Source organism: Cupriavidus alkaliphilus (assembly GCF_900094595.1).
In the GTDB taxonomy this organism is placed as follows: Bacteria; Pseudomonadota; Gammaproteobacteria; order Burkholderiales; family Burkholderiaceae; genus Cupriavidus; species Cupriavidus alkaliphilus.
In genome coordinates this window covers 145,968-158,698 of record NZ_FMAD01000001.1, presented here as the reverse complement: position 1 = coordinate 158,698, position 12,731 = coordinate 145,968, and the positions used below count along the sequence as shown (strand labels likewise).

12 protein-coding genes are annotated in these 12,731 nt (G+C 67.8%); 7 read left to right on the top strand and 5 right to left on the bottom strand.

What is annotated here, in order from left to right; genetic code table 11:
- Nucleotides 1–5: 5 nt before the first annotated feature.
- Complete coding sequence (tkt, locus tag GA0116996_RS00735) at nucleotides 6–2,039, bottom strand: transketolase (protein WP_183298368.1); 2,034 nt, start codon at nucleotides 2,037–2,039, stop codon at nucleotides 6–8.
- 300 nt (nucleotides 2,040–2,339) lie between these two features.
- Between tkt and GA0116996_RS00730 the strand changes: the two genes are divergently transcribed.
- The 3 genes from GA0116996_RS00730 to GA0116996_RS00720 are packed head-to-tail and all read left to right on the top strand — an operon-like array spanning nucleotide 2,340 to nucleotide 4,219.
- On the top strand, nucleotides 2,340–2,774 hold the full coding sequence (locus GA0116996_RS00730) for a VOC family protein (RefSeq protein ID WP_092306400.1): 435 nt from the start codon (nucleotides 2,340–2,342) through the stop codon (nucleotides 2,772–2,774).
- On the top strand, nucleotides 2,774–3,535 hold the full coding sequence (locus GA0116996_RS00725) for a 16S rRNA (uracil(1498)-N(3))-methyltransferase (protein ID WP_092306399.1): 762 nt from the start codon (nucleotides 2,774–2,776) through the stop codon (nucleotides 3,533–3,535). Before GA0116996_RS00730 ends, GA0116996_RS00725 begins: the two co-directional genes overlap by 1 nt.
- A gap of 57 nt (nucleotides 3,536–3,592) precedes the next feature.
- A complete protein-coding gene (locus GA0116996_RS00720; RefSeq protein ID WP_092306397.1) occupies nucleotides 3,593–4,219 on the top strand; it encodes a YidB family protein in 627 nt (208 codons plus the stop codon).
- A gap of 82 nt (nucleotides 4,220–4,301) precedes the next feature.
- Here GA0116996_RS00720 and GA0116996_RS00715 read toward each other — a convergent pair whose 3' ends face one another.
- The 3 genes from GA0116996_RS00715 to GA0116996_RS00705 form a co-directional block, all read right to left on the bottom strand.
- Nucleotides 4,302–4,919: a barstar family protein gene (locus GA0116996_RS00715; RefSeq protein WP_092306395.1), complete on the bottom strand. Its 618-nt coding sequence runs from the start codon at nucleotides 4,917–4,919 to the stop codon at nucleotides 4,302–4,304.
- Nucleotides 4,916–5,287, bottom strand: coding sequence for a guanyl-specific ribonuclease (locus tag GA0116996_RS00710; RefSeq protein WP_062801716.1), 372 nt, complete (start codon nucleotides 5,285–5,287; stop codon nucleotides 4,916–4,918). The genes GA0116996_RS00715 and GA0116996_RS00710 overlap by 4 nt, the downstream gene beginning before the upstream one ends.
- 379 nt (nucleotides 5,288–5,666) lie before the next feature.
- Entirely contained in the window at nucleotides 5,667–7,988 is a 2,322-nt protein-coding gene (locus GA0116996_RS00705; protein ID WP_092306393.1) for an NADP-dependent malic enzyme, read from the bottom strand.
- 391 nt (nucleotides 7,989–8,379) lie between these two features.
- Between GA0116996_RS00705 and thiL the strand changes: the two genes are divergently transcribed.
- The 3 genes from thiL to GA0116996_RS00690 all read left to right on the top strand — a co-directional run bounded on the left by thiL (nucleotide 8,380) and on the right by GA0116996_RS00690 (nucleotide 10,596).
- Nucleotides 8,380–9,360, top strand: coding sequence for a thiamine-phosphate kinase (gene thiL / locus GA0116996_RS00700; protein WP_092306391.1), 981 nt, complete (start codon nucleotides 8,380–8,382; stop codon nucleotides 9,358–9,360).
- Nucleotides 9,361–9,485: 125 nt separating this feature from the next.
- A complete protein-coding gene (locus GA0116996_RS00695) occupies nucleotides 9,486–10,052 on the top strand; it encodes a phosphatidylglycerophosphatase A family protein (protein WP_092306390.1) in 567 nt (188 codons plus the stop codon).
- Nucleotides 10,053–10,098: 46 nt separating this feature from the next.
- On the top strand, nucleotides 10,099–10,596 hold the full coding sequence (locus GA0116996_RS00690; RefSeq protein WP_092306388.1) for a CinA family protein: 498 nt from the start codon (nucleotides 10,099–10,101) through the stop codon (nucleotides 10,594–10,596).
- Between the two features lie 80 nt (nucleotides 10,597–10,676).
- Here GA0116996_RS00690 and pyrF read toward each other — a convergent pair whose 3' ends face one another.
- Nucleotides 10,677–11,495, bottom strand: a complete 819-nt coding sequence (gene pyrF, locus GA0116996_RS00685) for an orotidine-5'-phosphate decarboxylase (RefSeq protein WP_092306386.1) — start codon at nucleotides 11,493–11,495, stop codon at nucleotides 10,677–10,679.
- A 218-nt stretch (nucleotides 11,496–11,713) separates the two neighbouring features.
- Here pyrF and GA0116996_RS00680 point away from each other — a divergent pair, with 218 nt between their 5' ends.
- Nucleotides 11,714–12,613: a DMT family transporter gene (locus GA0116996_RS00680; protein WP_092306384.1), complete on the top strand. Its 900-nt coding sequence runs from the start codon at nucleotides 11,714–11,716 to the stop codon at nucleotides 12,611–12,613.
- Nucleotides 12,614–12,731 lie beyond the last annotated feature (118 nt).

Sequence of the window (12,731 nt, the reverse complement as noted above, 5' to 3'; positions counted from 1 at the left end):
GATGCTTAGATAAGGGTGTCTTTCACCGTACGCACGACGTTGTCGACAGTAAAGCCGAAGTGCTTGAACAGCACGCCGGCCGGGGCTGATTCACCGAAGGTGTCGATGCCCACCACCGCCTGGACCTGGTACTTCCACCAGAAGTCCGTCACGCCCGCCTCGACCGCCACGCGCGGCACGCCGGCCGGCAGCACGCTGGCCTTGTAGGCGGTGTCCTGCTTGTCGAACACGGTGGTCGCGGGAATCGACACCACGCGCACGTGCACGCCTTCGGCGGCCAGCGCATCGGCGGCGCCAACGGCCAGGCCCACTTCGGAGCCGGTGGCCAGGATCACGGCGTCCGGACGGCCCGTCTTGGCATTGACGCTGTCGCGCAGCACGTAGCCGCCGCGCGCGATATTGGCGCGGGTGACGTCATCGCGTTGCTGGAACGGCAGGTTCTGGCGGCTGAAGATCAGGCAGCTCGGGCCATTCTCGCGGCGGATCGCCTCGGCCCAGGCCACGGCGGTCTCGGTGGTGTCGGCGGTACGCCAGACGTCCAGGTTGGGAATCAGGCGCAGGCTGGCGACGTGCTCGATCGACTGGTGGGTCGGGCCGTCTTCGCCCAGGCCGATCGAGTCATGGGTGAACACGAACAGCGAGCGGATCTTCATCAGCGCCGCCATGCGCAGCGCATTGCGGCTGTAGTCCGAGAACGTCAGGAAGGTCGCGCCGTAGGGGATGTAGCCGCCATGCAGCGTGATGCCGTTCATGATGGCGCTCATGCCGAACTCGCGCACACCGTAGTTGATGTGGTTGCCCCAGGCGTCGACGCGCACCGCCTTGCTGCCCGACCAGTTGGTCAGGTTCGAGCCGGTCAGGTCGGCCGAGCCGCCGAGGAACTCGGGCAGCACCGGGCCGAAGGCCTCGATGGTGTTCTGGCTGGCCTTGCGGGTGGCGATGGTCTCGGCCTTTTCCTCGCACTTGGCGATAAAGGCTTCGACGGCGGCATCGAACGCGCCCGGCAGTTCGCCCTTCATGCGGCGGGTGAACTCACCGGCCTCGTACGGGTGGCGCTCGGCATACGATTCGAACAGCGCGTTCCAGGCACGCTCCAGCGCCTGGCCGTTGGCCTTGGCGTCCCAGGCGTCATAGACCGCGGCCGGCACTTCGAACGGGGCATGGGCCCAGCCCAGCGCCTCGCGCGTGGCCAGCACTTCGGCGCCGCCCAGCGGGGCGCCGTGCACGTCGTGGCCGCCTTCCTTGTTGGGCGCGCCCTTGCCGATCTTGGTGCGGCAGCAGATCAGGGTCGGCTTGTCGCTGGCCTTGGCCTGCGCGATGGCGTTGTCGACCGCGACCACGTCGTGGCCGTCGATGCCGCGGATCACGTTCCAGCCGTAGGCTTCGAAGCGCTTCGGGGTGTCGTCGTTGAACCAGTGCACCACGTCCCCGTCGATCGAGATGCCGTTGTCGTCCCACAGCGCAATCAGCTTGTTCAGCTTGAGCGTGCCGGCCAGCGAGCAGGCTTCGTGCGAGATGCCTTCCATCAGGCAGCCGTCGCCTAGGAACACATAGGTGTAGTGGTCGACGATGTCGAAGCCCGGGCGGTTGAATTCCTCGCCCAGCAGGCGCTCGGCGAGCGCCATGCCGACCGCGTTGGTGATGCCCTGGCCGAGCGGGCCGGTGGTGGTTTCCACGCCCGGGGTGATGCCGTATTCGGGGTGGCCGGCGGTCTTGCTGTGCAGCTGGCGGAAGTTCTTCAGCTCTTCGATCGGCAGGTCATAGCCGGTCAGGTGCAGCAGCGCGTAGATCAGCATCGAGCCGTGGCCGTTGGACAGCACGAAGCGGTCGCGGTCGGCCCACTGCGGGTTGCTCGGGTTGTGCTTCAGGTGCCGGCCCCACAGCGCCACGGCGATGTCTGCCATGCCCATCGGCGCACCGGGGTGGCCGGAATTGGCCTGCTGGACGGCGTCCATGGCAAGCACGCGGATGGCGTCGGCCATCAGCTTGGCGGGCTGGGAAGCAAAGGGACTTGTGGCGGGATGGGCAAGGGCGGACATGCGGGCGGATTCGGCGTGAGCCTTGGCGGCAGGAAAACCGCAATTTTAGCAGAAGCTAGGGGGTTTTCCGGACTCCCTGCGCCCCCTCGGCCGAGTCCGGGCGATCATCGCGGGCCCCCTGCACTGCCGCATGCCGGCAACCGGAACTATCCGGGCTCCGGCATGCCTGATGCTTCACCCCGGCGCCCTGCCGCGGACGGTGGCGCGGCACTTCGACAGCGTAGCGCGGCACGCGTAAGATGCACTCTCGCACCGCGCGGCACGCCGCCGCGCCGGGTTTCCCGCAACCAGGAGACGATCATGACCAGACCGGCCAACACCCCCTGGCTCACCCCCTACCTGACCGTCGCCAACGGCCGCGCCGCGCTGGACTTCTATAGCGCCGCCTTCGGCTTCACCCCCGGCAACGTGGTCGACGAGAACGGCGTCCCCACCCACGCCGAGATGCACTACCAGGGTCAGCTGGTGGTGATGTTCGCGCCCGAGGGCGCGTGGGGCAGCACCGCGCGCACGCCGCGCTCGCTGGGCGTGGAGTGCCCGCAAACCTTCTATGTCTATTGCGACGATGTCGACGCCATGCACCAGCGCGCGGTCGAGGCCGGCGCGGTCAGCCTGATGGCGCCCGCCGACCAGTTCTGGGGCGACCGCTACTGCATGGTCGAGGATCCCGACGGCTACCGCTGGGGCTTCGGCAAGCCGCTGAATCAAGCCAGCCAGGCAGGCCAGGCAAGCTGATGGCGCCACGATTTTTTGTCGGCGGCGCAGACACCGTGCTGGCCGCCGATTCGGATTTCCCGCTGCCCGAACCGGTGGTGCGCCACGCGCAGGTGCTGCGCCTGGCGCCGGGCGACGCCATCACCCTGTTCGACGGCCGCGGCGGCAGCCACGCCGCCACGCTGGTCGAACTGGGCAAGCGCCACGCGCTGGCGCGCATCGGCGCGCATGACGCCGCCGAGGCCGAGCCGCCCTTCCGCGTCACGCTGGCACAGGGCCTGGCCGGCGGCGACAAGATGGACTGGCTGATCGAGAAAGCGGTCGAACTCGGCGTCGCGGCGATCCAGCCGCTGCAGGCCAGCCGCTCGGTGGTGCGCCTGTCCGGCGAGCGCGCGCAGAAGCGCCAGGCGCACTGGCAGGCCCTGGTCCAGGCCGCCTGCGAGCAATGCGGTCGAAATCGTTTGCCGGCGGTGGCGGAGGTCACTAACTTGGATACGTGGCTGGCGCGCGCAGACCGGTCCGGCAACGGCGGCACCAGGCTGCTGGTATCGCCGCGTGCCGCGCAAGCGCTGCCGGCGCTGGTGGCAGAACGGCGCGAGGCGCTGCTGGCCGACGGCGTCACCTTGCTGATCGGCCCGGAAGGCGGCCTGGCTCCCGAGGAAGAACAGGCCGCGCTGCAGGCCGGTTTCACCGGCGTGTCGCTCGGCCCGCGCATCCTGCGCACGGAAACCGCCGGGCTTGCATGCCTGGCAACCCTGAACGCCTTGCTGGGCGGATTCTGACGACGGGGCCACCCCGGCCCTGTGTCACCTTGCAACCCTGACTGAAAGGAGTCGACCATGGGACTACTCGATAGCGTGCTGGGCGGTGTGCTCGGACAGCTCGGCGGCGCGCGCGGAGAGAGCGGCCAGGCGGGCGGGCTCGACCCCAAGCTGATGATAGCGCTCGGCCTGCTGGCAACGCTGGCCATGCGCAGCCGCGCGCAAGGCGGCGATGCCGCCGGCGGGGCGGCCGCGTCCGATGATGGCCTGGGCGGGCTGGGTAGCCTCGGCGGGCTGCTGGGCGGCATGCTCGGCGGCGGCGGCGCCAGCGCCGGCACCGCACCGGGCGGCGCGACCGGCGGCCTCGACCTGGGCTCGCTGCTCGGCGGCCTGCTGGGCGGCCAGGGCGGCGCGCCGGCCAACAGCCAGGCACTGGGCGCGGCCGCCGGCGGCATCGGCGCGCTGCAGCAGATCCTGGCGCAGGCCGGGCTCGGCGAACAGGTCAACTCATGGATCGGCAGCGGCCCCAACCAGCCGGTCACGCCGTCGGCGCTGAACGATGCGCTGAACGACACCGGCGCGCTGCAGTCGCTGGCGCAGAGCACCGGCATGTCGCAGGACGATGTGGCGGCGCAGTTGAGCGAAGGCCTGCCGGAGCTGATCGACCGGCTCACGCCGCATGGCCACCTGCCGGCGCAGGAATAAGCGCGGCACCTGCCTCAACAAGCAAAAAGCCCGCATCAGCGGGCTTTTTGCCTGGTATGCCGGGGAACGGCAGTCAGCGCGGTCAGGCGAACGAATAGAACACGCGGAACTGCACCTTGCGCTCGCCCCAGAATTCGGCGGCGTCGCGGAACACGTCGAGCAGCACCTCGCGCGCTTCCTTGTCGAACTTCTGCGCGATCGGCAGCCCTTCCAGAACGATCACGAAACCCGGCTGCGGGCCGGCCTTGTAGATCATGTCGGTCAGGCAGTCGGCCAGCGCGTCGAAATTCTTGCCGAAATGCTTGGGGAAGGTGAACGAGGTGGCGATGGTTTCCAGGATCTCCGCCTTGCTCGCGCAATGCGCGCAATTGGCATAGAGGAAATGCTGGCCGAGATCGGCCGCGGCCTGGGCCAGTTCCGGCACGCGGAAGGCGCGGATCGACTGGACGATGTTCGGACGCACCGTCTTGAACAGGTTCATGGCCCCCTCGCTGGTGCCGTCGTTCCAACCGGGACCGGCGGGCATGGCCAAGGGCGCGGTCGCGGGCGGGAGTTTTTGCATGAGCTCGTGGCTCGGCATCATCAGCACGTTGTCGTATAGGTTCTGGGCCTGCTGCTGAGCCCGCTGCCAGCCATCTCCGGCGCCGCGCTCTTCGCGGGCGGCAAGGGCGTCGCCCAATCCGAAAATGTCAGTCATCATTTGAGTATCCGTTTGAAGCTGTTGTAGTGATCTTCCGTGTAGTAACAATCGTTGGCAGCGCGCTGTTCCCCGCCGCAGACGATCCGCTTGGCTCCCCGGTTCCGGCTCCTGGCGCTCTTGACCGTGTATTCGCGGTAATAACCGCGTTCTTTTAGCGGCAGGATGCGTTCGTAGTTGCCGAATCTCGAGCCGTCCTTGTCATACGGGAACGGGCCGCCGGCTTCGATGCGCTCCAGGGTCTGCCGCGCTTCGTTGGGCAACTGCTGCACTGCAATGGTTCCCAGCCCTTCGGTCTGCGCCTGGCGCGCCAGCGTCGGTTGCGCCAGGGCCAGCACCAGCGCCGCGCCGGTCAGGGACCGGGCCAGCATGCGCGTTGCGTGCCGCATCGGAGAAACTTGGAAACCCACGTTGCTTGTCTTGGTTGAACCGGAAATCGAGCCTGCCGCTGGTTGGGTAGACGATCTGTCCGGGCCACCCTGGCCTGCCCCCTCTGCGCTGGTTGAAGCGTCGCGCGAGGAATGCCGGCCGCACCGGGGCGCTCATGGCGAGCGCCTGTATCAAAGGCGTAAGGTTACGCGCATGCACGCAATTAATCAATCCCGCCGCTGTTGCAGCGCAATTTCTTCAATTGTTTCAATATGTTAAGCGTATGTGTGCGCATACTAACCGGGATCGCCAGGCGATAAAAAAAGCCGGGCAAGCCCGGCTTTCCGTCACCCTGGCCCGCGCGGGGCCAGCGCGACCGGCTTAGCGCTTGGCGGCGGCGTCCACCACCACCAGCGACGTCATGTTGACGATGCGGCGCACCGTTGCGGACGGCGTCAGGATGTGCACCGGCGCCTTCACGCCCAGCAGGATCGGCCCGATCGCGACATTGTTGCCCGCGGCAACCTTGAGCAGGTTGTACGAGATATTGGCCGCGTCGATATTCGGGCACACCAGCAGGTTGGCTTCGCCCTTGAGCGTGCCGTCCGGCACCAGCTGGTCGCGCAGCTTCTGGTCCAGCGCGCAGTCGCCGTGCATCTCGCCGTCGATCTCCAGCTCCGGCGCCTGCTCGCGCAGGATGGCCAGGGTTTCGCGCATCTTGCGCGCCGACGGCGCCTCGGACGAGCCAAAGTTCGAATGCGACAGCAGGCCGACCTTGGGTTCGATGCCGAAGCGCTTCAGCTCCTCGGCGGCCATCAGCGTGATCGCGGCCAGTTCCTCGGCGCTCGGGTCGACGTTGACGTGGGTGTCCACCAGGAAGATCTGGCGGCCCGGCAGCACCAGGCCGTTCATCGCCGCATAGACCTTGTTGGTGCCGCCCAGCACCTGGTCGATATAGCGCAGGTGCGCCGCGGTGTTGCTGACGGTGCCGCAGATCATGCCGTCGGCCTCGCCCTTGTGCACCAGCATCGCGCCGATCAGCGTGGTGCGGCGGCGCATTTCCAGCTTGGCGTACTGCGGCGTGATGCCCTGGCGGGCCATCATGCGGTAGTAGGCATCGGAATAGTCGCGGAAGCGCTCGTCGTGTTCCGGGTTGACCACGGTGAAGTCCACGCCGGCGCGCAGGCGCAGGCCGAAGCGCTCGATGCGGTGCTGGAGCACTGCCGGGCGGCCGATCAGGATCGGGTTGGCCAGCTTTTCGTCGACGATCACCTGCACCGCGCGCAGCACCCGCTCTTCCTCGCCCTCGGCGAAGACGATGCGCTTCTTCTCCATCTCGACCTTGCGCGCGGCGGCGTAGATCGGCTTCATCACCGTGCCGGAGTGGTAGACGAACTGCTGCAGCTGCAGGCGGTACGCGTCCATGTCCTCGATCGGGCGCGCGGCCACGCCCGACTTCATCGCGGCTTCGGCCACGGCCGGCGCCACCTTGACGATCAGGCGCGGGTCGAACGGCTTCGGGATCAGGTATTCGGGACCGAACGACAGATCCTGGATGCCGTAGGCGGTGGCGACAATGTCGCTCTGCTCCTGCCGCGCCAGTTCGGCCAGCGCATTGGCCGCGGCGATTTCCATCTCGCGCGTGATGGTGGTGGCGCCGCAGTCCAGCGCACCGCGGAAGATGAACGGGAAGCACAGGACGTTGTTGACCTGGTTCGGGTAGTCGGTACGGCCGGTGGCCATGACCGCGTCCGGGCGCACTTCCTTGACCAGTTCCGGCGAGATTTCCGGATTCGGGTTGGCCAGCGCCAGCACCAGCGGCTTGTCGGCCATGCGCTGGACCATGTCCTGCTTCAGCACGCCCGCCGCGGACAGGCCCAGGAAGATGTCGGCGCCGTCGATCACTTCGCCCAGCTTGCGCTTGTCGGTCTTTTGCGAGAAGCGCGCCTTTTCCGGGTCCATCAGTTCGGTGCGGCCCTCATAGACCACGCCGGCGAGGTCGGTCACCCAGATGTTCTCGATCGGCAGGCCGATGTCGACCAGCAGGTCCAGGCAGGCCAGCGCGGCCGCGCCGGCGCCGGAGGCAACCAGCTTGACCTTCTTGATGTCCTTGCCGACCACTTTCAGGCCGTTGATGATGGCCGCGGCCACCACGATGGCGGTGCCGTGCTGGTCGTCGTGGAAGACGGGAATCTTCATCTTCTCGCGCAGCTTGCGCTCGACGTAGAAGCACTCCGGTGCCTTGATGTCTTCCAGGTTGATGCCGCCGAAGGTGGGCTCCAGCGCGGCGATGATCTGGACCAGCTTTTCCGGGTCCTTCTCGTCGATTTCGATATCGAACACGTCGATACCGGCAAACTTCTTGAACAGCCCGCCCTTGCCTTCCATCACCGGCTTGGAGGCCGCGGCGCCAATGTCGCCCAGGCCCAGCACGGCGGTGCCGTTGGTGATCACCGCGACCAGGTTGCCACGCGCGGTATAGCGGAACGAGTTGGCCGGATCGGACACGATTTCTTCACAGGCCGCGGCAACACCGGGCGAATACGCCAGGGCCAGGTCGCGCTGGTTCGACAGCGGCTTGGTCGGCGTGACCGAGATCTTGCCGGGGGTGGGAAACTCGTGATACTCGAGCGCCGCTTTGCGCAGCGCCTCGCGCTGCTGCTGTTTCAGATCGTCTTGGGACGGGGACTGTGGGCTGGTCATCGGCGCATCTTCCAATCGGTGGAGCCGTCATTGACAAGGCGGGGACGATCGGCGGACCGGCTCCACGCGTCCGCCCTTCTCTTCCTTTGGAACCCAGCATTTTATATAGTGAAAAACTATTTCACAATAAGCCTTTTGCTTGGGGCACCTTTGCGATTCGGTACAATATGCCCCATCCTCGGGGGCAACACCAGCAAGCGTAGCGTCCCTGCGCCCAGGCGACGCAGCGCATGGCGGTCATGGCTGTGATGCGCGGCAGTATCTTGCTGAAACGCCGGGTGCGCCCCATGCTGACGCCGCGTGCCCGCTGCGGGATCTGCCGGCAAGTGGCAACGATCTCCCCGGAAAACCGCCGTCATCTCATCCGCCCACCCGGGCAGCCGCTCGATCCATGCCCAACGCCCAGCCCGCCCAGCTTTCCGAATTCGACCTGATCCGCCGCTACTTCACGCGGCCGGTCCGCAAGGCCGCACTCGGCGTGGGCGACGACTGCGCGCTGATCGAGGGCCGTCCCGGCCATCATCTCGCCATCAGCACCGACATGCTGGTCAGCGGCCGGCATTTCTTCCCGGACGTGGCGCCGCGCGCGCTCGGCCACAAGGCGCTGGCGGTGAACCTGTCGGACCTGGCCGCCATGGGCGCCGAGCCCCGCGCCTTCACGCTGGCGCTGGCGCTGCCCGAGGCCGAGCCCGAATGGCTGGCCGAACTTGCCGCAGGCATGCTGGCACTGGCCGACGAACACGGCTGCGAACTGGTGGGGGGCGACACCACGCGCGGGCCGCTGACGCTGTCGCTGACGGTATTCGGCGACGTGCCGCTGCGCGCGGCGCTGCGCCGCGATGCGGCGCGCCCGGGCGACGATATCTGGATCTCCGGTACCCTGGGCGACGCCCGGCTGGCGCTAGGCGACTGCCGCGGCGAATGGCTGCTGCCCGAACCCGAATTCAGCCAGGTGCGGCCGCGCATGGACACACCCACGCCGCGCGTGGCGCTGGGCATGGCCTTGCGCGGCGTGGCGCATGCGGCACTGGATATCTCCGACGGCCTGATCGGCGACCTCGGCCATATCCTGGCGCGTTCGCAGGTGGGCGCACTGGTCGATGTCGACGCGCTCCCCCGGTCGGCAGTGCTGGCGGGCCAGCCGGACGCCATCCAGCGCGAATGCGTGCTGGCAGGCGGCGACGACTATGAGCTGTGTTTCACCGCGCCCTCCGGGCACCGCGACGCCATTGCGGCGATCGGCGAGCGGCTCGCGCTGCCGCTGACGCGCGTCGGTGCGATCACGCCCGAGCCCGGCCTGCGGCTGGTCGACCGCGCCGGCAACCCGACCCGCTACGAGGGCGCCAGCTTCGACCATTTCGCTGCCCCCTGACACGGGGTCACAGGCATGTCATGATGCCGGCATCGGCGCCTGCGCGGGCACGGGAGTCCCGCATGCATCGCAGCGCAAGCCGGCCATAACCATAAGCTGTATCCGCATCACACGAGCCAATTTTGATGTCCACCTTCCCTCCCGGGGCCGCGCCGCGCGACCCTGCCCTGACCCTGGAAGCCGGCCAGACCGTCAAGGTCACGCGCCCGAGCGCGCGTTTCATGCTCGCGCATCCGGCGCACCTGATCGCCTTCGGCTTCGGCTCGGGCCTGTCGCCGGTCGGCCCCGGAACCGTCGGCACGCTCTACGCCTGGCTCTCGTTCGTGGTGATTTCACTGTGGATCGAGCCCGCAACCTGGCTGTGGATCATCGGCGGCGGCTTCGTGCTGGGCCTGTGGGCGTGCGCCCGCACCGCGCGCGACATGGGCGTGCACGACCACGGCAGCATGGTCTGGGACGAGATCGTGGCATTCTGGCTGGTGCTGGCCTTTGTCATGCCGACCGGTTTCTGGGGCCAGTTCGCCGCGTTCCTGTGGTTCCGGCTGTTCGATATCGCCAAGCCGGCGCCGATCGGCCACTATGACCGCAGCTTGAAAGGCCCGGGCCTGCGCGGCGGCTTCGGCGTGATGTTCGACGACATCTTCGCGGCGTTCTACACGCTGCTGGTGTTTGCCCTGTGGCGCTCGTTCTGAGCGGCGAACGCCAGACTGATTCCCCAAAACAACCCCTGCACCCATCATGTCCGTCAGCCGCCTGCTCGACCAGCTCGCCATCCAGGCCGGCGTCGCCCTAGCCGACAAATCCCTGATGCTGGCCACCGCCGAATCCTGCACCGGCGGCCTGGTCGCCGCCGCCATTACCGACGTGTCGGGCTCGTCGGGCTGGTTCGAGCGCGGCTTTGTCACGTATTCCAACGAGGCAAAGTCGACCATGCTGGGCGTGCCGGCCAAGCTGATCCGCGATCACGGCGCGGTCAGCGAAGAGGTTGCGCGCGCGATGGCGGAGGGGGCGCTGCTGAACAGCCGCGCGCAGGTGTCGCTGTCGATCACCGGGGTCGCCGGCCCGAACGGCGGCACCCCCGAAAAGCCCGTGGGCATGGTGTGCTTTGGCTGGAGCAACCGCATCACCACCGTCGTCGAGACCCAGCGGTTTCCTGGCGACCGCGCGCAAATCCGGCGCCAGGCGGCCGAGCACGCGATGCGTGGATTGGTGGAGTTGCTGCGCAACGAGGCCTGAAAGCAATGCCGCCGCGCAGCCCGAGCCCCAAAAAAAACCGCGCCTGCCGGCGCGGTTTTTTTTGGGGCCGCGTGCGGCGGTCAGCCGTGGCGGTAGCGGTTGATGGTCTCGCGCGTCTGCAGCGCGACGTTGCGCGCCGCCGACGCGAAGTCCTTCTCGCGGCTGGCGTACAGGATGGCGCGCGACGAATTGATCATCATGCCGGTGCCGTCGGCGGTGCGCCCGGCCTTCACCGTGGCTTCGATGTCGCCGCCCTGGGCGCCGATGCCGGGAATCAGCAGCGGCATGTCGCCGACGATCTGGCGCACCCGCGCAATCTCGTTGGGGAAGGTCGCGCCGACCACCAGGCCCATCTGGCCGGTGGTGTTCCAGCGCTCGCGCGCGGCCTCGGCCACCAGCTGGTACAGCGGCTTGCCGTCGACCTGCAGGAACTGCACGTCCGAACCGCCCGGGTTGGAGGTGCGGCACAGCACGATCACGCCGCGGTCCGGATAGGCGAGATAGGGCTGCATCGAGTCGAAGCCCATGTACGGGCTGACCGTGACCGCATCGGCCTTGTAGCGCTCGAAGGCTTCCAGCGCATAGTGCTCGGCGGTGGAGCCGATGTCGCCGCGCTTGGCGTCCAGGATCACCGGGATGCCGGGGTGAGCGTCGTGGATATAGTGGATCAGCTGCTCGAGCTGGTCTTCGGCGCGCTGCGAATGGAAGTAGGCGATCTGCGGCTTGAAGGCGCAGACCAGGTCAGCGGTGGCGTCGACGATCTCGCGGCAGAAGGAGAAGATGGCGCCGCCGGCCCCGGTCAGGGACAGAGGAAGCTTGTGCGGATCAGGGTCGAGCCCGACGCACAGGAGGGAATCGTTGCGCTGCCAGGCGGCAGCAAGCTGCTCGGTGAAAGTCATGGGTAATCGGAATGTCCTGGTGGCGCCGGCGTCTCATCGCGAGGCCGATCCTGATCGATCTTGGCCGATGGACTCGGCCGGCGCGGTTGGCCGCAGCGGCGTGAAAACCTTTCATCCCTGCAGCATATGTCGCTTTCGGCAATTTTACCCGCTGCGTGCTATCGTTTTGCGCTTCGTCTCAAAACAATGCGCGGCATCCCGCACAGCCGCGTCCCCTCATGTCTCTCGATCGCCGTGGTCTCTTCCTGCTTGTGGTGCTGACGCTCGCCTGGGGCATCAACTGGCCCATCATGAAGGTGGGCGTGGCGCATTTCCCGGCGATGGGCTTCCGCCTGCTGTGCATGGCCGGCGGGTTGGTGGCGCTGGGGCTGGCGCTGCGGCTGCGCGGCGATTCGCTGGCCGTGCCGCGGCGCGAATGGGGCACGGTATTCCGGCTGGCGCTGCCCAACATGGTGGTCTGGCACCTGTTGGCGATCTGCGCGGTCAAGATGCTGTCGTCGGGCCGCGCCGCGATCCTGGGCTACACCATGCCGATCTGGGCGGTGGTCTGGGGCCTGGTGTTCTTCCGCGAGCGCATCGGCGCATGGGCCTGGCTGGGCATCGGCTGCGCGCTGGCGGGCACGGCGCTGCTGCTGTCGGGCGAGCTCGCCGCGCTGACCGGCAGCCCCGCCGGCACGCTGCTGATGCTGCTGGCCGCGGCCGGCTGGGGCTTCGGCACCCAGCTGATCAAGCGTACCCAGACCGACGTGCCGATCGGCGCCATGACCTTCTGGATGCTGGCCGTGACCCTGCCCTTCCTGGCGCTGGGCACGCTGCTGCTGGAAGACGGCTGGCGCATGCCCACCGCCATCGAATGGGCCGCGATCGCCTATAACGCGGTGGTGGTCTTCGCCTTCTGCCACCTGGTCTGGTTCGGGCTGGCGCGCAGCCTGCCGCCGGTGGTGTCGAGCCTGTCGATCATGTTTATCCCGGTGGTCGGCGTGTTTTTCGGGATGTGGCTGCTGGGCGAGCAGCCGCACTGGCAGGACTACGCCGCGATCGTGCTGATGTTCCTGGCCCTGTCCTCGGTGATGCTGGCGCCGCTGCTGTGGCGCCGGCTGCGCGGCGCGCCCGGCTGACGCCCGCGGTGCATGCCGCGGTCGCAAGCCGGCAACGGCGCGCGCGCGTCGCGGAGATTTCACTTAACAAGCCACCCCGCGTTGGGCTACACTCGCGGCCATCACAATCCCGGAGAAA

Bases quoted from the DNA above. Each gene is read 5' to 3' on its own strand.
- GA0116996_RS00695 (WP_092306390.1), top strand. From the start codon at position 9,486: ATGTCCACCTTCCCTCCCGGGGCCGCGCCGCGCGACCCTGCCCTGACC.
- thiL (WP_092306391.1), top strand. From the start codon at position 8,380: ATGCCCAACGCCCAGCCCGCCCAGCTTTCCGAATTCGACCTGATCCGC.
- GA0116996_RS00680 (WP_092306384.1), top strand. From the start codon at position 11,714: ATGTCTCTCGATCGCCGTGGTCTCTTCCTGCTTGTGGTGCTGACGCTC.
- GA0116996_RS00715 (WP_092306395.1), bottom strand. From the start codon at position 4,919: ATGATGACTGACATTTTCGGATTGGGCGACGCCCTTGCCGCCCGCGAA.
- GA0116996_RS00720 (WP_092306397.1), top strand. From the start codon at position 3,593: ATGGGACTACTCGATAGCGTGCTGGGCGGTGTGCTCGGACAGCTCGGC.
- tkt (WP_183298368.1), bottom strand. From the start codon at position 2,039: ATGTCCGCCCTTGCCCATCCCGCCACAAGTCCCTTTGCTTCCCAGCCC.
- GA0116996_RS00705 (WP_092306393.1), bottom strand. From the start codon at position 7,988: ATGACCAGCCCACAGTCCCCGTCCCAAGACGATCTGAAACAGCAGCAG.
- GA0116996_RS00725 (WP_092306399.1), top strand. From the start codon at position 2,774: ATGGCGCCACGATTTTTTGTCGGCGGCGCAGACACCGTGCTGGCCGCC.
- GA0116996_RS00710 (WP_062801716.1), bottom strand. From the start codon at position 5,287: ATGCTGGCCCGGTCCCTGACCGGCGCGGCGCTGGTGCTGGCCCTGGCG.
- pyrF (WP_092306386.1), bottom strand. From the start codon at position 11,495: ATGACTTTCACCGAGCAGCTTGCTGCCGCCTGGCAGCGCAACGATTCC.
- GA0116996_RS00690 (WP_092306388.1), top strand. From the start codon at position 10,099: ATGTCCGTCAGCCGCCTGCTCGACCAGCTCGCCATCCAGGCCGGCGTC.
- GA0116996_RS00730 (WP_092306400.1), top strand. From the start codon at position 2,340: ATGACCAGACCGGCCAACACCCCCTGGCTCACCCCCTACCTGACCGTC.